We start from the raw sequence: 19,302 nt of genomic DNA on the forward strand, positions 1-19,302 counted from the left end.
GCACTGCCGGATGGCGGTGCTTATACGGCATGCTGTTTAATGTGACGCTTTTTTAACGCCAGCCAGATCCTGCTGGCTTACTTCACCATTCCCTTCCCCCCAACTTTTACGCACGTAGTTAATTACGTCGCGCATTTCGTTGTCGCTTAACATACCGTTGTAGGCTGGCATCTTAAAGGAGACGCTGCCCCGTGTTGTCGGTGTTTCTGCGCCATAGGCAATCACTCTGTACAGCGGCGTCGGGTCATCCACCATCACCAGCGGATTGTGGATCAACGAAGGTGCATTATCTTCCGTACCTTTGCCTTCCAGACCGTGACACGTTGAGCAGTAGCGGTTATAGGTCACTTTGCCCGCCTCGGCTGAATTCGACCAGGATGTCGTAGTCGCTGCGGTACGCCCAGCTTCAGGCTGCGCGCTCTTCAGGCTCAGCAAATATTGTGCGATCGCCGTGGCATCTTCGTCCGTCAGATACTGTGTACTTTGCGTAACGACTTCAGCCATCGAACCAGAAACCGCGGCATGTTTACTTTTACCGGTCAGCAACAGCGATTTTAACTCCGACTCCGACATTCCGGTGCCCCGCAGCGACGGCGCATACCAGCCGTCGATCATCGCGCCGCTCAGATACTCGGGATCCACATTGGTGTACGCTTTTTCGTTCATCGCCACACCTCTCGGTGTATGGCATGAACCGCAGTGTCCCGGGCCTTCCACCAGATAAGCGCCTCGTTTCACCAGGGCCGCATTTTCATCCGTTTTCGCGCTCGCAGCAGCCGTCTCTGGCGCGTCGGTAAACAACCAGTTCCAGATATGCAGCGGCCAGCGGGCGGAGAGTAGCCACGGAATGGCATTCTCTTTATTGGGTTGTGCCGACGGCGTGACGTCATGCATAAAATAGCGGTACAGCGCCTGAACATCCTCGTCAGAAAGCTTCGCGTAAGAGGGATAAGGCATAGCCGGATAGAGCGGATGACCATCTTTGGCAATCCCCTGACGGACCGCCTTTTCAAAATCCTCGTATGAGTAGCTACCAATCCCCTGCGTCTTATCCGGAGTAATATTGGTCGAATAAATATCCCCTAGTGGAGTGGGAAACTTTTTGCCCCCGGCCATCGCCGCGCCACCTTCCGTCGTGTGACAGGCTACGCAGTCAGAAATCCTCGCGATGTATTCGCCATGAGTTTCAGCCGCAGAAACCGTGGCGGTAAATAAACAGGCGGCAAGAACGGTTACATTACGCATAGATCACCCCATATCCTTGAGTTCATTAACCGCTCGCCATGCCTGATCGATCGCCGTATGAGCATAAGCCCCCCAGTCAGAATCGGAGTTAGCAATGGTAATACGACCAACAGGCTTGCGCGCCCGCTCGATAATCTCGGGCATTTTATCCATATCGTCGAACAGCGAGTTAGGGTAATACGCATAGCCATGCGCCCAGCGGTTAACCGTAATGGCGGCAATATCGCGTTGATTATCAAAGCCTGTTGAGCCAAACATCTCCTGCAACTGGGAGCGAATCATCTCTTCATGCGCCGCAAACGTAGTCCCCAGCAAATAGGCCCGCCCCAAACGGAACTGCTCTCTGGCTGAGAGGTTACTGCCAGGATACGTGGGGACGTAGACCATATGAATCACCATCGGATCGTCCGGTGAGGCTGGGTGTTGATACCCGCCGATACTGACCGGATAGTCGAGCTTAACCCGGCTGTAAGGTGCTGCCGGAGAGTAAAATTCATGCACGCCAAGCTGTTTAAATGCCTGCCAGTTTTTAACCACCACGTTGGTGTATACCAGCGGCGCTTTCACGTTCAGTTTGAGATCTGCCTGCTGCTGTTCCGGCATCTCTGGTACCAGATACGGAATCAACATGTTATAACCCGCCATAATGGTGTTCTTACCACGAACGCGATGCATTTTGCCGTCGCGCAGATAGCTAACAACAACACCATCCTGTACGTTGGCGGCGTTAATCACCGTGCTGTTCAGGCGCAGACGCGTAGTGTTTTCCGGCAGGTCCAGTTTTTCATAATGCAGTCTGGCGAGGACCGAGTCCTCCATGGTGGTGCCCGGTAGCGCATCCGGCAGCACATACCTGACCAGCAGTCGGGCCAGGCCGGCATTCCCATCCGGAAAATGGTAAACATACGGTTCTTCGAGGTCGGCCAGCGACTCTCCATCCAGCGGGGGTAATCCCAGTGCTTCCATACCCGGTAAGGCGCACGCCCGGGCATCGCTACAGGAAATCCCTTCAATGCCGATGGCAAAGAAGTCGTTAGAACGCTGCTGAAAATAGAGCAACGCCATTTTGCTCAAACCGACTTTTGTCGCCAGAAATTCGCTGTAGCTGTGGGTATCCAGCCATTCAGTTTTCTCATCAACCGTCATACCTGGAAGGTAGTCCGCAGGACGTACATGCAGATCGATTAACGCTTTTCTGTCGTTCTCGCTTAGCGGAAAATCATTGATAAAGTCTTCTATCTTGCGTCCATTCAGTCTGTCCGGCGGAATATCATCAGATACCGCCCGTCCCGGATCGCCGCTGACGATTTTTGTTTCGCCAAAATTCTTTTTATCGAAGAAAACGCCGCGACTGAGCTGCCAGTCGGGATAGAAGTTTACGTCAAAACTCTCTTTCAACCGCGTGACGCTGACGCCCACGGTTTCCATCAGCTTTTGCACTTCCGGACTGAAATTATGCGCAGGCGACTGGAATGCTTCGCTGCCGCCATAGCCGAGTAGTTTCTTGCCCGAGCTGGTAAACTCGTTCCGTTTGGCATGCCCCCCAAAATCGTCATGATTATCGAGGATCAGAATCCGGCTATTTTGCCCGGCAAGTTGACGCCAAAAACAACCGGCAGCCAGGCCGCTGATACCGCCGCCCACAATCACCAGATCGTACTCTTCCTCAATAGGCAGAGCGTTTAAATCAAAATGTTTATGCTCACGACCCACGGCATGCGCCATTTCAAACGATCCCGGATGATTGCCCCGCAGCCCCGTCAGCGCAGGCGGATAATAACTTCCATCTATAAATGCGTTTTCCTTCCCTGCCGCCCTGACCCATTCCAGCGGGGTAAGCCCCGCCGCAACGGTCACCGCGACGCCGTTGAGAAAATCACGTCTGGTAATTGCCATTACTTTTTTCCTTATTGCTACACTGCCCTTAACACGACACAAATAAGAGGCATTCCCTCCTCAACAAAAAGGGGGATCGCCATCTATTTCACTGGCTTTAATTCTTCATCCAGTTTTTTAGAATCATAATAATCACCCTGCCAGGTGATTTTTCCTGCTTTAACATGAATATAGCTAACACCTTCAAATCTTATCAGATTATTTGTCGGTGGGCTCCCTGCCCATTCACCACTATTTTTTCCTGAGAACTGCCAACGAAAAGCCACGGTATCCTCGTCATAAACGGGTTTGCCGATCATTTTCCAGGTCAGATCCGGGACCGCCTTAATAAAGGCCCCAATAACTTCTTTTTCTGCTTTTTCCCTGCCGGTAATCGGTTCTCCCGCGGCGGCATCATAATAGACTGCATCATCTGCAAGATATTGAGCCGCTCGCGAAGCATCATGCGCATTCCACGCCGCCATATACTCTTTCACGGTATTCAGCGAGGAACTTTCTGCCAGGCTATAGCCCGAGAGCATCACCAATGAAAGCACCGCCACTTTTAATGTTTTCATCACCACCCTCTCTATTCAGAAATGTCGCACATGATATGTTTCACCCGAGTGTATTCTTCGAGCGAATAGGATGAGAGATCTTTGCCATAACCCGATTTTTTGAAGCCGCCGTGTGGCATTTCGGCGCACAGGGGAATATGGCTGTTAATCCATACCGTGCCAAAATCAAGGTCAATGCTGAAGCGCTGCGCGCGACTGTGATTGCTGGTCCAGACGCTCGCCGCCAGACCATATTCCACATCATTGGCCTTAAGTAATGCATCTTCATCGCCAGAAAACGACTGAATAGTCATTACTGGACCAAATACTTCATGCTGGATAGCTTCATCGTGCTGTTGCAGACCAGAGACGATCGTCGGCTCAAAATAGAAGCCTGGGCCAGATCCGGCGCGCCCGCCGGTCTCAATTTTTGCATGTGCCGGTAAACGCTCGATAAAGCCTTTCACTTGCTCGAGTTGATTCCGGCTATTCAAAGCGCCATACAATGCATCCTGATCTTCTGGCGGCCCAAATTTAATACTCTTTGTTTTCTGTACCAGTTTTCCCAGGAATTCAGCGTAGACGGACTGTTCGACCAGAATACGCGTGGCCGCCGTGCAGTCCTGCCCGGCATTGAAAAAGCCAGCCGTGACAATCGTCGCAATCGCCTTGTCCATATCCGCATCGGCAAATACCACCGCGGGCGCCTTCCCACCTAATTCCAGATGCGCCCGGGTCAGGTTCGCCGCTGCCGAGGCCGCAACCTGCAGACCTGCACGGACCGAACCGGTAATCGAAACCAGTGAGGCTTTCGGGTTTGAGACCACCAGAGAACCGGTACTGGCTTTGCCTAAAACCACGTTAAATGCCCCTCTAGGGAACAAGGGCGCCGCCAGTTCCGCCAGCAGCAGCGTACTGACCGGCGTGGTATCGCTTGGCTTTAACACTACCGTGTTACCCGCCGCCAGTGCCGGCGCAATTTTCCATACCGCCATCATAAACGGGTAATTCCACGGCGTAACTTGCCCGACAATGCCCAGCGGTTCCCGGCGAATAGTTGAGGTAAATCCAGCGGAATATTCGCCTGCTGCCTTGCCTTCAAGACAACGTGCAGCCCCGGCAAAAAAACGGATGGCATCGCAGGATGCCGCGATCTCTTCCTTCTCAATAAAATGGCGAAGCTGACCGGTCTCCTGGCTCTGGGCATTGACCAGTCGCTCCACATTGCGTTCTATTTCGTCCGCAAGGCGCAATAACGCTATTTGTCGCTGGGCCGGTGTCGATTTTCTCCAGATGCTAAACGCCGCTTCAGCTGCAGAGTAGGCCTGCTCCACCTCTGCCGCGCTGGCATTAGGAGATAATGCGTACGTTTCACCGTCAACCGGACTCACCAGTTCGAAGGTCTCTTCGCTGCCACCTGCTACATATTGCCCATTAATAAAATGCTTCAGGGTTTTCATGCCTGTCTCCCACCCATTAATACATAAAGAATCTTATGTAATATATATATTGTAAAAACTTTTCAAATACGCAACATTGACACTATGATAAGCCTCGCATTTTTAACTTATTTTTTACATTGTTCAGGGTGAGGCTTGCCACTGGTAGCTGACGCGGCGCGCTCAGCTCCAGAGGTTATCGGGACACACATCCGTCAGTGCGGCAGATTTTGCGCATGGGCATGTAAAATAACGCGGCCATTCTTACCTTCCTTGCCCAGCGGGCATGTGTTAGAAAGGGTCGTTGTTTCAGGGAATTGAGTGCAGAAAAGATTATGATTACTCACGCAGTCATATTTGCGCCTATCGGGCAGGTCAGTCGTTCAGACCAGATAGTGCAACGCCTTTCAAACGCTATTATCACGGGATTGTTGGAGCCGAAAGAACAGCTTCCCAACGAAACTGATTTGGCAAAGATGATGGGTGTCTCACATATCACTATCAGAGAAGCGCTAAACACGCTTCGGGCTAATAATCTTATCCATACTGTTCGTGGTCGTAATGGTGGCAGCTTCGTTTGCGAAAATATCGATGGCAAAAATAGCCCTCTGCATCCGTTCAAAGCGATCAGTACCGATTATCTTTCGGATCTGGGGGAAATGCATTGCGCCATCATTAGCCATAGCGCAAGACTTGCTTCAAGACGAATGACCGGCGCGGATATCGCCAAATTTCGCGAGTTTGTTGAGGTGCTTAGAAAGGCAAAATCACCTGAGCTGATGACCCAGGCCGATATGCGATGCCTGCTGGCGATAGCCGCCAGTTCACATTCGGCACGGCTGGCGAACCAGGAGCTTCAGGTGCAAGCTGAATGGGCATCGTTGGTGGCGATTCTCTATCGCACGGACAGCATTCATGCCGAAATTATCGCGCTTTATTCAGCGCTGGCCGATGCGCTGGCAGCCCACAACGAGGCGGAATCAGTACAGCTTGCCACGCGGATCATCGACACCTTTACCTATTACCTTATCGAAAAAAAGCTGAAATATAACTCGAACTGACAACCCGTGAAGGCAGGACAGACAATGAGCTCTTCGACATCCTTAAGCGCATTAATCCATAAAATTGATGATATTACCGTCTCTACCGTAGATTCTACCGTGGCGCTGGCGAGGAGCATCCATGAGGCGATTGCCGGAATACAGAAAGCTTCAGCCGAGGTTGTCCTCGATCCCTCTGTGAGATCCACCGTTCAAGGGCATATTAAGCGCACGCTCAATGACAACCATTACTGCTCTGGAGCCGGATTTGCCAGCCATATAGAGAGCACTACCACCACCAAAGAGTATTGGCTTTTGGAGTGGTGGTATAAGAAAGATAATGGTTTGAGCCAGGCTCACCTCGATTTGGATCAGGCCACGCAGCAACGACTGGATTTCAGAACCTTCGAGTGGTTTAAACATTCGCCACCGGCAGGGAAAGCTTATATCCACGGCCCGTACGTCGATTATATCTGCAATATCTCCTATACCCTGACTTCGGCAGTGCCGGTCTACTACAACGATCAGTTCCTTGGCGTCGCCGCCGTCGATCTGCTGGTCAGCCAAATCGAAGCCGAACTGCTCTCCTGCGCTCATCCTGACTACGTCATACTGACCAATCTGGAAAACAGGATTATCTTCTCCAGTTGGCCTCGCTTTCGCGTGGGGGAGTTACTGTCACCCGCCAACAGCACCGTGGTATATCAGAGCGACTACTTTATCCTTTATCACTATCAAAACTAAGGGCCCGAAGGCCCTTGTTTTAGTTATCCTGCCCCATATTGAGCTTATTGGCGTAAGCAATAGCATCATTTTCCGGCGCCGCAGAGCGCCCAAACGGTCGGGTCAGGAACATATAGATAAGCCCCGACCCAACGACAATCGCCAGTCCGAACAGCACTGTCCAACGGTCAATGAAGTCGCTGCTATCTGCCGGTTGAGCCAGCAACCAGATCCCACATAATCCATAGGCTAAGGCCAGTACGTTTACAATCACGCCCCAACCGCCAATGGTCCACTCCCCGGCCGGTTTCCAGCCCTTCAGACGCTGACGTAACGCAGCAAGCACGACCATCTGGAACGAGATATAGATACCGATTACGGCAAACGCGGTAATACGCGACAGGTTGTCTGGCTGGAAATAGACCCAAACGCAGATGATCACCGGCAGTAGGCAACTGACGACCATCGCATTATCCGGAACGCCGTTTTTCGAGATTTTGGACATCCATTCACTTCCCGGCAGCATTCTGTCGCGGGAGAAAGAAAAAATGAGACGACTTAACGCAGCCTGTAGAGACAAAATGCACGATAACATCGCCACAATCGCGACGATGATAAAGATAGTTGCGCCTGTTTCCCCCAAGGCTTCATTGAGAATGGCGGGGATTGGATCGGACGTTTTACCATTCACGATACTGACCAGATTCGGTGAAGCCAGCAGATAACCCATCACGGAAATGATGGCGGAAATCGCACCAAATACGATGCTTAAAATCATCGCGACCGGGATCTTTTTGCTCGGGTTCTGCACCTCTTCCGCTACGTTACCGCAGGCTTCAAAGCCAAAGAACATAAACAGCCCCATCAGCGCGGCGGACATAAACGCGGTGGAGTAGCTTCCGTCCTGAGCAAGCACGCCCATCGAGTCGAAGATGACGGAGAAAGGCTGAGAACGGTGAAAGATCAGCAGATAAATTCCCAGCGCAATCACGCTGACAATTTCACACCAGAAGCCAATTTTGGCGACCCTGGCCAGGTTTTTGGTCCCGGACATATTAACAGCCATCATCAACAGCAGTAGCAGGACAGACGTCAGCAACATGGTGGCAGGCGTTTGACCATAGTGGAACAGCGACTCAACAAACGTCGAGGTATATTCCGCAATTGACGTAATGGTGACCACCAGCGCCCACAGGTAAATCCAGGCGGCAATCCAGGCATATTTCTTGCCCCATAATCTTCTCGCCCAGGGATACAGTCCACCAGTTATCGGATACTGGGAAGCGACCTCACCAAACACCAACGCCACTAAAAGCTGGCCACATGCGACGATTAAGATCCACCATACTGCGGGCGGCCCCGCCAGCGTTACGGCCAGCGCAAACAGCGAATAGACGGCAGTGAGCGGCGAAAGGTAGGTAAACCCCAACGCGAAGTTAGAAATTAAACCGATTGAGCGATTGAACTGTTCTTTGCCATCTTTTTGAAAATTATCGTTTTTCTTATCAGGTGTCTGTTCCATATATCTTTCTCTTTTGTGGAATAGTCGCAGGGTTGAACAATTAATGTATAAAAGATATTAAGTTATATGTATAGTGATTTTGTCACGCATTTGTTAAAAATGATCGCGCATCACGTTAATGAAAAAGTAGAGATAAAACGGTAGAACGCGCTGGCGTTTAGCGGTATTTATGACCAACAGCTCTTCGCAGCCGCCATCTGTGGGCCACGCTGCCGGAAAAATATGCGCATCTGATTTAAGTTCGGGGCTAAGTAGCAATAATCGCTGCTGTTAAGCAACATTTTTGCAATATAATAGTGTGATGTTAAACGCTGAACCTGAGCAGGTGAATGATGGAAATTGATCTCGATAATCTGGTCTTTGATGGACTGGAAGAAGCGCAAGAGCGTAATGCTGAACGTCTGGAAGATGCAGATAAGAAAGCGCAGGAAATTATTGCTGATAATGACTGCGGCGACGCCTGCAAAATCTGATTTCCGAACCGGCGCAATGCCGGTTTTTTTATCGCCTGTTAACCCTTCCCATTTCAGCCCGTATACCGTAAAGCCTCAATCAATTTGGCAAAAGCGGCGGTGTGCTGCCTGCGGCTGGGGTAGTACATATAATAGCCCTGGAAAGGTTCGCACCAGTCCTCCAGCACTTTTTCCAGCGCACCGTCAGTCACCGCCTGTTCGACAGTGTCTTCCGGCACAAATGCCAGCCCCATCCCGGCAATCGCCGCGCTAATCCGCGGGGGGAGATTGTTAAAAATAAGCTGCCCTTCAACCCGCACGCGCAAATCTTGTCCGCCTTTGCTAAATTCCCAGGCATATAGCCCGCCCAACGTCGGCATGCGCATGTTGATGCAGTTATGGTTTTGCAGATCGTGTGGGGTGAGTGGTTTACCATGGCGGGCAAAATAAGCGGGTGAACCGACCACCACCATGCGCCAGTCCGGGCCAATTCTGACAGCAACCATATCTTTTGCCACCTGCTCGCCGAGACGAATACCCGCGTCATAACGGCCAGCCACAATATCCGTCAGGCTGTTGTCGAGGGTCATTTCCACTTTCACTTCAGGATAAGCCTGCAAAAAAGGCGCCAGCGCGGGCCAGACAGTCGATTGCAACGCATGTTCACCCAAAGTAAGGCGAATGTTACCCGCCACCCGCTGACGGATGTCGGTTAATGCCAGCAGTTCCGTTTCAATGTCATCAAAACGCGGACTGATACTGTTGATGAGCCGTTCTCCGGCTTCAGTCGGCGCGACGCTGCGCGTGGTGCGGGTAAGGAGTCGTACATCCAGCCGCTCTTCGAGTCCACGTATCGCATGGCTTAACGCTGACTGCGAGACCCCAAGCTTTGCCGCAGCCCGCGTAAAACTCCGCTCGCGGGCGACGATAATGAGATAATAAAGATCGTTAAAATTATCACGCAGCATGCTTGTCCCCAGCCCTTAACTTTATTGACCTATGGTACAGGTCATGAGGGTAATCACGTAGCGTTTGTGAACGTTCGCGCACATCACTCCTGATCTCCCCCCCTTCACTAATAACATTTTGTATATAGATAAGAATTTTTTCTTATTTTGTCTGAATCGTAAGTTATGGGAGCGTAAAAAGCACAAACCAAAAACTACAGGGATTTCATACAATGATGGCAACGAAAATTCACAGCGCTAAAAAAACACTTCTGGCACTCAGCGTGCTACTGGCCTCTGGCATTAGCGTTTCGCAGGCTCAGGCCGACCAATTGGCCGATATCAAAGCCGCAGGCGTAGTCAAAGTGGCGACATTCGACGCCAATCCGCCGTTCGGTTCAGTTGATGCAAAAACGCATAAGATTGTCGGCTACGACGTCGATTTTGCCGAAGCGCTGGCCAAATCCCTGGGGGTAAAACTGGAGTTGGTAGCCACCAATCCGGCCAACCGTATTCCGTTATTACAATCCGGTAAAGCCGATTTAATCGTAGCGGATATCACGATCACACCTGAGCGTGCACAAGTGATCGATTTCTCCGTGCCCTATTTTGTCACCGGCCAGCAGTTCCTTGTACCGGCAAAATCTCCGGACAAGCTCGATGAATACGGCAAAGCGCGAATCGGTGCGGTAAAAGGGACTACCGGTGAGCAGGCGTTACATCAGCGCTTCCCGCAGTCGCGCGTACTGGCCTATGACGATATTCCCCTGGCATTAACCGCATTACGCAACGGTAATGTGCAGGCCATCACCCAGGACAGTACAATTCTGGCGGGCTTGTTAAGCGGTGCGCCGGATAAAGCAGATTTCAAAATTTTGCCGGACCTGCTGAGTAAAGAAGAGATCGGCGTGGGGGTAAAAAAAGGCGAACCCGCTCTGTTAAAAGCCGTCAACGATGAACTCTTGAAGCTGGAGTCTACCGGTCAGGCGGCAAAAATTTATGATGTGTGGTTCGGCCCTGAAACCAAAAACCCGCAGCCCCGCGCCTTTAAAATAGAAGCCAAGTAATATGCTCTCAGCCCTTTTTCATCGTTCCGCAGCTTCGGCTGCGGATTCTACCCAATTGGGTCAGGCAAGCGTCAAACTGCACAATGTGATTAAGCAGTATGACGCTCATACCGTACTTAACGGTGTCAGCCTGGCAGTTGAACCTGGTGAAGTGGTGACCATTTTGGGTCCCTCTGGCTCTGGAAAATCCACTCTTATACGTCTTATCAATCAGCTTGAGTCGCTCAGCGGTGGCGAAATTTTCATTGATGGTAAACCAATTAGTCAGTTGCGCGGAGCGGCATTACGCCAGTTACGCAGCCGTATCGGTTTCGTATTTCAGCAGTTCAATCTCTATTCGCATCTGACCGCGCTGCAAAACATTGCGCTGGCGCTGGAATATGTTCACGGCTGGAACAAGGCGGAGGCGAAAGGCCGGGCACTCGAATTACTGGATCAAGTAGGACTGTTCGAGAAAGCCGATGCCTATGCCGCTCAGTTATCTGGCGGGCAGCAACAGCGCGTTGCCATTGCCCGCGCGCTGGCTTCATCGCCACAAATCATTTTGTTTGATGAACCCACCTCCGCGCTGGATCCAGAAATGATCGGCGAAGTGTTACAAGTGATGAAAAATCTGGCTCACAGCGGTATCACGATGATCGTCGTGACTCATGAAATGCACTTCGCCCGTGAGATTGCCGATCGTGTGGTATTCATTGATGGCGGCGATATACTGGAGGTCGCCTCGCCGGAGGATTTCTTCACCCGCCCACAACATCCCAGAACCCAGCGTTTCCTGAAAAAAGTGCTCGACCCGTTACACCAGGAGTTACCGTTATAATGCTGATAATGGACTGGCAGGGGGTGCTGAGCGGGCAACCTCTACAATGGATAATTTCCGGTTTTCTCACCACGCTATGGGTGACGCTGGCAGGCGTCGCGGTCGCCACCCTGTTTGCCGTCTTACTGCTCGGCGTGCGGCTGACGGGCAATCGCGTTGCCACCGCGGTGGTCGGCATGTGGGTCTCAGTGTTTCGCAACACGCCTTTACTGGTGCAACTGATGTTCTGGTATTTCGCCGCATGGAATTGGCTACCCCGTGACGTGATTACCTTTATTAATGCTGAACACCCATGGTCTGTTCTGCCGGGTGACGTCTGGTGGTTAACGCCGGAGTTTCTTTGTTCTGCATGGGGGCTGGGTGTTTTTACTTCAGCCTTTTTGGTCGAGGAGATTGCCTCTGGTTTGCAGGCGGTTTCTGCCGGACAACGCGAGGCGGCCATTGCTCAGGGCTTTTCCGCCTGGGCGGTTTTTCGTCACATTCTCCTTCCCCAAGGGCTGGCGAACGCCTGGCAGCCGATCGTTGGGCAATATCTCAATCTGATGAAACTCTCCTCACTTGCCAGCGGTATTGGATTTGCAGAGTTGACCTATCAGGTGCGGCAAATTGAGAGCTATAACGCGCATGCACTGGAAGCATTTGCCGTTGGAACAGCCCTCTATCTGTTTATCGGCATCGTGCTAGGCATGCTGCTTACGCGTCTTGGTCCGAAATATGCGTCAGGTAAACCGTTCAGAATAAGAACGCGTCCATTAAGTTTCAGGAGTATCCCACATGATCGCTAATATTTCGGTCATTACTGACAATCTGGACTATCTCCTGTGGGGACGCGTGACCGAAGGCCAACCCGGCGGCGTGCTACTTACTTTGCTGATGGCCATCGGCGCGGCATTGCTGGCACTGCCCGGGGGGATAGTTCTTGCCTGCTGCGCCTGGCGTTTTCCGGGCGCGGTTCGCAAAGGACTGTTTATCTGGGCCGAGTTTATTCGCGGCATTCCGTTAATCTTTGTGATTTTCTGGATGTGGTATTTGCTCCCCATGCTGACAGGAAGCGATCTGCCCGGCGCAGTTACCGTGACGTTAGCACTGGCATGGTTTACTGCCGCCTCGGTGATGCACTCGGTGTATGCCGGAATTAGCGCGTTACCTGGTGGGCAATATGAAGCGGCAGTGGTGCAGGGTTTTCGCCCGTACCAGGCCCTGTGGCTTATTTTATTGCCGCAAGTGCTGCGCAACACTATGCCGTCATTGACAGGGATTTTTATTGGACTACTGAAGGACACGTCGCTGGCCTTTATTGTCAATGTGCCAGAACTCACGACGGTTGCCGGTCAGGTTAATAGCCGGGTGCAAATCTATCCGGCAGCCATTTTTATCTTTACCGGACTGGTCTATTACCTGCTGTGCTTTAGCCTGGAAAAAATCACCCAGCGACGGTTCGCGCTAAAATGACCTCAAGGCTCAACATTCCACGAACTGGTGGTCTTCGTTGAGCCGATATTTCACGCCAGCCCGAATATTATTTTCGCCTTCAACCGCAAGCGCAAAACGCATTCTTTTGCCATCATGATAGGCCAGCGCCGCGCATCCGCCAGGACCGAGTATTATCGAATCGACAGTGCCAGTACTGGCAACAACGGCGTTCTCACCACTGGCAATAATATGGATATTATCTGCACAATTGGCGATTTTCGATTCCGCGCCGAAACAGGCTAGCTGGGTTAAATCACCGCTGCAGGCAATACGGTTTCTGTCACCCAGTGCACTGATGCGTACACGCATGCCGGTACTGGCGATACGCGTCCCGTCGCCCACGCTACTGATACGCGCTGAATTTCCCGCGACCGCAATTCGTCCGCGATCGCCTGAGCTGCCGATATGCGCGTTATAGCCTACGCTGCCTATACGTACGCTGTAACCTGCACTGGCAATCTGTGCGGCATAGCCGGCGCTGGCGATTTTAACGTTATCATCCGCACAGCCAAAGCTGACATTATCTTCCGCACTCGCCAGCGGCCTACCTGTTTCCCCCACCGTTTGCACGCGGGAAATATTTCCCATCGCCCGGATATCCTGCCGGACAAAACTCTCCTCTTCCCGCCATTTTGACCAACCATATTCCACCAGACTATTTGCCCAGTCGATGTACCCTTCCCGCTGGAGCGCACGATGTACATCGGCATAACTTCCCCCGGCGGGAAAAGTACGTAGAAACCAGCGATACATTACGGGCCCAACGCGCCAGGCCCGTAAGTCATCACGCGTAATCATCATCGCTTAATGCCGGTGATAGCCATCCACCATGCACTTGAAGGTTTCGCCCGGCGTGCGCCCCGTAGTGCAAAGATACAGATGCCCAAAAATGAAAAACAGACTGACTATTGCCAACGCAAAGTGCGCCTGTAACAACCAGTAACGCACGCCCGGGAACAGATCGCCGACTACCGCCGGATAGAGCGATAACAGACCCGATATCAATAACAGCGGCAGCAAACCATACATCACGCCAACATAGGCCGCCTGCTGTAGCGGATTGAATTTCGAACGCTTTGATGCCGGGAATGGATGTGACTCTCCATGCATAATGCCAAACAGGTAAAAACGCGTTTGTCTTTGCGCTCGTCCGATCCAGCCCTGACGTTGAATAATATAATGATGCCCGTTACCGCCAAACAGGTTGATCAGGACAAAACCAATCCAGCAGGCGAGCAGCAAAAAGCCACAGACTTCGTGTACGGTGAGCAGGCTTTTCATCACCGACGCGCTGACGGCCGAGAAGTGATTGACGAGTCCACTCACCAGAAGAAGCAGAAACAGCAGCGCATTCGACCAGTGCCACAAACGAACGGCCTTCGAGTATAAGTAGACCTTCTCACCGTGCCCTGCCGACGCTTTATGCGCGGCACGAAAGCGCAGCATGGCGTGTAGCGCCAGCACCAGCCACATTCCCACCAGCATTAATCCGGCGATGACCAACCACACAGGCCAGTAGTCAGGTGAAAACATAGGGACATATTGCGCAAGCTGGGCGTGAAACTGTTCGGCATTCTGCGACGCGTTCATACATTTTCCTTTTTAATCAAATGTTGACCGAACCGACGATACAGATGGGGTTTCCCGGCGCCTGCAAGTTGATACTCGTAATACTTGTTTTCCCGCAGCCAGGTCTGAATCTCCGGGCTATCTTCACGACCAAAAATCAGCGCGTGTTCCGGGCAGGCGTTAACACAGATCGGAGGGAAACCTTTCGCCAGACGTGATTCAGCGCAAAAGTCGCATTTATCAGCCACTTTGGTGCGCGGATTGAGATAGCGTACCTGATAAGGGCACGCGCCTATGCAGTAACTGCAGCCGATACACGAAGACGTATCTACCCGCACAATGCCATTCTCATCTCGCCAGGAGGCGCCGGTTGGACAGACCTCGATACAGGGCGCATCATCACAATGCTGGCAGGACTGACGAAAATAGTGATACAGCGTTTCGTTGTCGTTATCCGAAACCGGAATATGCGCTATCGACAAACGGCTGCCCTGGTCAGGAACATGATTGGTTTTCCTGCATGCGCGGGCGCAAATATTACAGCCGTTACACAGAGATTCGTCGTGGATCATGACATAACGAACGCCTTTAGTGCTCCTGGGACTTGCTAACAAACTTTGACCTGGGCCGGTAAAAAAAATCACCGTCCCCATGCCAATGACAAATTTACGTCGGGTGAAGGACATCGGGTTATCCTCTAATGCTGTGACAGTGGTCGTCCACACATTCCATGACATCAACCTGAAGAATTCAGGGGTTCTGATACTGCTCAACCTCAAACCATTCGCACAGGCCGTACGCTTTGCCATAACTCATAAAACGTTCGCTAAACAAATAAGGCTCCGCATTTGACGATTCCACAGTGCGTATATCTGCGTAATCCGGGTGCGTTTCCATTGCCGAGAGCGCCGCTGCAACCTGCTGAGATTCAAAGCTATACGGCGGTTGCGTCAACATCGCGACCTTATAGGGGCGCGGATACGTTTGACAGTCGAAGCGTACCGCCTCGGCAATCGCGCGACAGATGTCGTTTTCCACCACCTGCACACACATGCTGGCGTAGTTTGCCGTCATGGTTTGCGTTGAAAAGAAATATGCCTCTTCAGCGCCGTGCACACAGGTAATATCCGCCCCATTCGCACCGTGACACAGGGTATCCAGCAACACGGTAAGGTCGGTTTCAGGAACCGAATACGGTGGCTGCAGGAAGGCACTGCGTGCCACCAATTGACCCGCTGCTGAATGCTGGCGGATAAACTCCGCCACTATCGACTCCGGGCTGGCAGGTTCCTGAACCTGCGTCGCGTTCACCTGTTCTGCAGGCAGCTGTAGCGCCTGCAGCCAGTGTCTCTTTTGGCTATCTACCTCATCAGGAAACGCCTCAATGGGTGCCTGAACGTTGCTCACGTTAGTCATCTCGCGTTCCTTACGCTGGCAACAGATCTTGTGCCGCCAGATCGGCTGCCACATCCTCAAGTCCTAGTCGATTCAGCGTTTCGCGCGTAGGGCAGCCCAGCTCCGGATCCCAGCCCATTTCCTGATAGAACATCGTCAGTGACAGGCGCATGTCCTCCCGGTCCATCTTGTCGGTCCCCTCGGTGAAGACCGGGATCTTCGGATCTTTATCAAACACCCAGGAGCAGATGAGATCATGCTCATTGCGCATATCTTTGGTTTGCATCAGTTTGACCGTATAGGCGCGATGCAGGGTAAAGATACGTTCAGCGGCCAGATCCAGACTCGCCTGCGTGGTTTCATCGCCAGTAACTGCCTGGAAGAATTTCGCTTCCAGATCCAAATCTCCGCGATAATTACGGCTCTTGAGCGGCGAAACCGTCATCGGCCAGACCCAGTTGCATAGCGTGACCGCATTATGCAAACAGACTTTCAGCAACGTCCATTTGGCATATTTGATCTTCGCGGCATTAATCGGGGTGTAGTTTTTGGTTTCGTCGTATGCATCCTGCGAACCAAACAGTTCGCCCGCCACTTCGCGCTGTAATTTCAGCGGCAAACCGGAACCGATGAAGTTAATATGGGTATGCGTCATGCAGTCACGGTTAAACATACAGTTGGTGATCGCCCCAACCTGTGCTGAAGCCTCGTTAGCGTGGTGGACAGGAAAACCAAACGGCGACCACAGTTTGTTTTTGGCATAACCCCAGTACTCTTCGCCCAAATCCCAGCGTTCAGCAATGGCATATGATCCGTCTGCAAGGTGGCTGAGTTCCCCCACGCGATGCGCCAGCCGATAGTAAAAATCCTTAATAAAATTAGGATCGCCCGCTTCCAGTTGATCCCAGCGGATCTCCGCGTACTCTTCCGCCGGCAGTACGCGCTTAAAAACGCCTTTTGAGTAGCAATAAGTAAAATCACGGTGCAACTGCCCGTAGTTACACCAGATGCCATAATCGTCGAACAGGTTCAGACCAATCAGGTTTCCCACCACCCGCCCATCGTCTTTATCGTCAAAATCTTTCGGGCCATTGGGGAAAATGGTGGTGTGCACAAAGTTCGCCACGCAGGTGTTGCCACCGGTACTCGGTACGCCAAAATCTTTCACCCGCGGGACATTGAGCTGTGACATACAACGAATGGGGCATGAATGGCAGCCGCTCATTTTTACCGTGTATTTCTCAGCGGCAGGTCCGAGATCGAACACGGATTTATAGGTACGGAAACCGACGGTATTCTGGTTACCCGGCGGGATTTCACCCGTTTCGATTGGCCCGCCTTCCGCCGCTCCCCAGAACAGTCCCTTGCGGGCCGTCCAGCGCGAGTTTGGCGAAGAGTATTCTGCCCAGGCCTGCGGGGTGCTCGGTACAACGTGGTTGTTGTTGGCGCCGATAAGCTCGGTCATCATATAGTCATTGAGCCGCTTCATCTCTTTGCGGTCGGCGATATTGACCCCTTTGGTCCCTTCTACCGCAATAGCCTTCAGATTTTTCGAGCCCATCACCGCGCCAGTACCGGCGCCGCCGCTGTGGTTGCGGCTGTTGATCATGCAGGAGAGCGGTACCAGATTTTCCCCCGCCTGGCCAATCGCGGCGACGCAAGTCTCAGGGCTGGTAATGCGGCAAATCTCTTCGGTTGTGGCGCGCGTGCCCTTGCCCCACAGGAAATCGGCTTTTTCGATGCTGACCTTATCGTCTTTAATATTGATCCAAACAGGTGACGCGGACTTACCTTCGATAATAATGGCGTCGTAACCGGCAAATTTCATCTGTGCGGCAAAGAAACCGCCCATATGGGCATCTACGACTAAATTACCTTTGGTAAATGTTGACAAGGAGGTGATATTGACGCGGGAGCTACAGGGTGCGCCCGAGCCGGTTAATGGCCCGGTGGCGAAAACCAGCTTATTCCCTTCATCAAAAGGCATGGTGCCTGGCGGGACTTCGTCGTACATAATTTTATACCCAAAGCCCATCCCACCGATAAATTTCTTAAATTTACTGGAATCTTCATGGGTGATATTACCCGTGGTGAGATTGATCCGTAAAATATTACCTGTCCAACCATTAGCCATCATGTTTTCCTTTGCAAGAAGGTTTAATAGATATACCCGTCAGGCAGTTTTTTATTCAAAACTGCGCTATTTTTGGCAATTAATGACGCGTATCAGGCATGCCTGCCCTCTATCAAACGGTAATATCTTTCCACTCGATAATTTTTAATGCCCCAGTAGGACAAGCATTGGCGCATTCCCCGCATAACACACATTTTGAGGATTTTTTCGTTTCTGTGTTAACGGTCGCCATCATCCACGGGCAGGCTGTGGTACAAGCGCTACAGCCAATGCAACGTTTGTGGTCTACGGCAATACAGCCGTCTTCCTGCTTCCAGGTAATGGCGCCAATTGGGCAGACCTTCATGCATTGCGGATCTTTGCATTGGCGGCAGGTATCCGCGGTATAGTTTAAATCACCATACAGTCCGCCACCGGACCCGACGCCATCATCGCCAAAGAAGTAATTACGATGAATTTTGATGCGGGAAAAGAAGGTGCCAACGGCCCCATCGTTATAATTGGTACAGGAAATTTCGCAGCGATGACAACCGGTGCAGCGTGCTCGCTGCGTTACCAGCACCCCTTTCGGCGTATTGATAAGGCCAACTGTACCGCTGTCGATATCTTCCTGCTTACAACCAAAAAGTGATAACAACGCGGGTGCAATGGTCAGTCCTGCCAGACCCTTTCCGGATATACGTAAAAATTCCAGCCGCGTTAAACCACAATCTAAAAATGGACGATCAACCTGGTTCATTTATTTCGCATCCTCTTCGCAAACGCAGTAGCAGCAACACATCCAGGCTAATTTTTGCACGCAGATCGGCCGATTCGGCCATTAATGTTGCCAACAACACGTGAATATTTGCCCTAACCTGATCGTATAAATGACGGTGGTTAAACTGAATGAATCTAATCCTTTAGGGTTAGGCACAAAGATAATGTGGTTATTTAGGGATCGTCGTTTTGATCGTCATCAATTAAAAAACGGAAGGGAAATAATTAATGCGGAGTGAGATTTATTATCATTAAGATAAGTTGAAATAACATTTCATATGGCTT

19 protein-coding genes are annotated in these 19,302 nt (G+C 51.6%); 7 read left to right on the top strand and 12 right to left on the bottom strand.

Annotated features, from left to right (window positions below):
• Positions 1–36 precede the first annotated feature (36 nt).
• The 4 genes from FDW96_RS09180 to FDW96_RS09195 form a co-directional block, all read right to left on the bottom strand.
• Positions 37–1,245, bottom strand: a complete 1,209-nt coding sequence (locus tag FDW96_RS09180; protein ID WP_137365572.1) for a cytochrome c — start codon at positions 1,243–1,245, stop codon at positions 37–39.
• Between the two features lie 3 nt (positions 1,246–1,248).
• Positions 1,249–3,141: an FAD/NAD(P)-binding protein gene (locus FDW96_RS09185; protein WP_137365573.1), complete on the bottom strand. Its 1,893-nt coding sequence runs from the start codon at positions 3,139–3,141 to the stop codon at positions 1,249–1,251.
• A gap of 83 nt (positions 3,142–3,224) precedes the next feature.
• The gene (locus tag FDW96_RS09190) at positions 3,225–3,698 is read right to left on the bottom strand and encodes an ester cyclase (RefSeq protein ID WP_052511180.1); all 474 of its coding nucleotides are present in this window, start codon (positions 3,696–3,698) and stop codon (positions 3,225–3,227) included.
• An 11-nt stretch (positions 3,699–3,709) separates the two neighbouring features.
• Positions 3,710–5,137 carry a gamma-aminobutyraldehyde dehydrogenase gene (locus tag FDW96_RS09195; RefSeq protein WP_042308712.1) on the bottom strand — a complete coding sequence of 476 codons (1,428 nt, stop codon included), beginning with the start codon at positions 5,135–5,137 and terminating at the stop codon, positions 3,710–3,712.
• Between the two features lie 314 nt (positions 5,138–5,451).
• On the opposite strand from FDW96_RS09195, the gene FDW96_RS09200 reads away from it, so the two are divergent.
• Together FDW96_RS09200 and FDW96_RS09205 are read left to right on the top strand one after the other, a co-directional pair.
• On the top strand, positions 5,452–6,177 hold the full coding sequence (locus FDW96_RS09200; RefSeq protein ID WP_042308714.1) for a FadR/GntR family transcriptional regulator: 726 nt from the start codon (positions 5,452–5,454) through the stop codon (positions 6,175–6,177).
• A gap of 24 nt (positions 6,178–6,201) precedes the next feature.
• A complete protein-coding gene (locus FDW96_RS09205) occupies positions 6,202–6,900 on the top strand; it encodes a cache domain-containing protein (protein ID WP_042308717.1) in 699 nt (232 codons plus the stop codon).
• Positions 6,901–6,919: 19 nt separating this feature from the next.
• Here FDW96_RS09205 and FDW96_RS09210 read toward each other — a convergent pair whose 3' ends face one another.
• Positions 6,920–8,401: an APC family permease gene (locus FDW96_RS09210; RefSeq protein WP_042308718.1), complete on the bottom strand. Its 1,482-nt coding sequence runs from the start codon at positions 8,399–8,401 to the stop codon at positions 6,920–6,922.
• 332 nt (positions 8,402–8,733) lie between these two features.
• Between FDW96_RS09210 and FDW96_RS09215 the strand changes: the two genes are divergently transcribed.
• A complete protein-coding gene (locus tag FDW96_RS09215; protein ID WP_003832695.1) occupies positions 8,734–8,874 on the top strand; it encodes a hypothetical protein in 141 nt (46 codons plus the stop codon).
• Between the two features lie 53 nt (positions 8,875–8,927).
• Here FDW96_RS09215 and FDW96_RS09220 read toward each other — a convergent pair whose 3' ends face one another.
• Positions 8,928–9,821 (bottom strand): LysR family transcriptional regulator, encoded by an 894-nt coding sequence (locus tag FDW96_RS09220; RefSeq protein ID WP_042308719.1) that lies wholly within the window; start codon positions 9,819–9,821, stop codon positions 8,928–8,930.
• A 212-nt stretch (positions 9,822–10,033) separates the two neighbouring features.
• On the opposite strand from FDW96_RS09220, the gene FDW96_RS09225 reads away from it, so the two are divergent.
• Genes FDW96_RS09225 through FDW96_RS09240 form a run of 4 tightly spaced genes read left to right on the top strand, consistent with a single transcriptional unit; the run spans position 10,034 to position 13,139 of the window.
• Positions 10,034–10,867 carry an ABC transporter substrate-binding protein gene (locus tag FDW96_RS09225; protein WP_061381427.1) on the top strand — a complete coding sequence of 278 codons (834 nt, stop codon included), beginning with the start codon at positions 10,034–10,036 and terminating at the stop codon, positions 10,865–10,867.
• 1 nt (position 10,868) lies between these two features.
• Positions 10,869–11,687, top strand: coding sequence for an amino acid ABC transporter ATP-binding protein (locus FDW96_RS09230; protein WP_061381428.1), 819 nt, complete (start codon positions 10,869–10,871; stop codon positions 11,685–11,687).
• A complete protein-coding gene (locus FDW96_RS09235) occupies positions 11,687–12,472 on the top strand; it encodes an amino acid ABC transporter permease (RefSeq protein WP_137365574.1) in 786 nt (261 codons plus the stop codon). The genes FDW96_RS09230 and FDW96_RS09235 overlap by 1 nt, the downstream gene beginning before the upstream one ends.
• Positions 12,462–13,139: an amino acid ABC transporter permease gene (locus FDW96_RS09240; RefSeq protein ID WP_061381430.1), complete on the top strand. Its 678-nt coding sequence runs from the start codon at positions 12,462–12,464 to the stop codon at positions 13,137–13,139. Before FDW96_RS09235 ends, FDW96_RS09240 begins: the two co-directional genes overlap by 11 nt.
• Positions 13,140–13,148: 9 nt before the next feature.
• Here FDW96_RS09240 and ydhT read toward each other — a convergent pair whose 3' ends face one another.
• The 6 genes from ydhT to FDW96_RS09270 all read right to left on the bottom strand — a co-directional run bounded on the left by ydhT (position 13,149) and on the right by FDW96_RS09270 (position 18,997).
• Positions 13,149–13,961, bottom strand: a complete 813-nt coding sequence (gene ydhT, locus FDW96_RS09245) for a protein YdhT (RefSeq protein ID WP_137365575.1) — start codon at positions 13,959–13,961, stop codon at positions 13,149–13,151.
• 3 nt (positions 13,962–13,964) lie between these two features.
• Complete coding sequence (gene phsC, locus FDW96_RS09250; RefSeq protein ID WP_137365576.1) at positions 13,965–14,750, bottom strand: thiosulfate reductase cytochrome B subunit; 786 nt, start codon at positions 14,748–14,750, stop codon at positions 13,965–13,967.
• Positions 14,747–15,415 carry a 4Fe-4S dicluster domain-containing protein gene (locus tag FDW96_RS09255; RefSeq protein WP_042308731.1) on the bottom strand — a complete coding sequence of 223 codons (669 nt, stop codon included), beginning with the start codon at positions 15,413–15,415 and terminating at the stop codon, positions 14,747–14,749. Before FDW96_RS09255 ends, phsC begins: the two co-directional genes overlap by 4 nt.
• Before the next feature lie 64 nt (positions 15,416–15,479).
• The gene (locus tag FDW96_RS09260; protein WP_042308733.1) at positions 15,480–16,145 is read right to left on the bottom strand and encodes a YdhW family putative oxidoreductase system protein; all 666 of its coding nucleotides are present in this window, start codon (positions 16,143–16,145) and stop codon (positions 15,480–15,482) included.
• 10 nt (positions 16,146–16,155) lie between these two features.
• A complete protein-coding gene (locus tag FDW96_RS09265; RefSeq protein ID WP_038640295.1) occupies positions 16,156–18,258 on the bottom strand; it encodes an aldehyde ferredoxin oxidoreductase in 2,103 nt (700 codons plus the stop codon).
• Between the two features lie 112 nt (positions 18,259–18,370).
• On the bottom strand, positions 18,371–18,997 hold the full coding sequence (locus tag FDW96_RS09270) for a ferredoxin-like protein (RefSeq protein WP_038640293.1): 627 nt from the start codon (positions 18,995–18,997) through the stop codon (positions 18,371–18,373).
• Positions 18,998–19,302: the final 305 nt, after the last annotated feature.

Source organism: Citrobacter sp. TBCS-15 (assembly GCF_005280815.1).
Lineage (GTDB): Bacteria > Pseudomonadota > Gammaproteobacteria > Enterobacterales > Enterobacteriaceae > Citrobacter > Citrobacter werkmanii.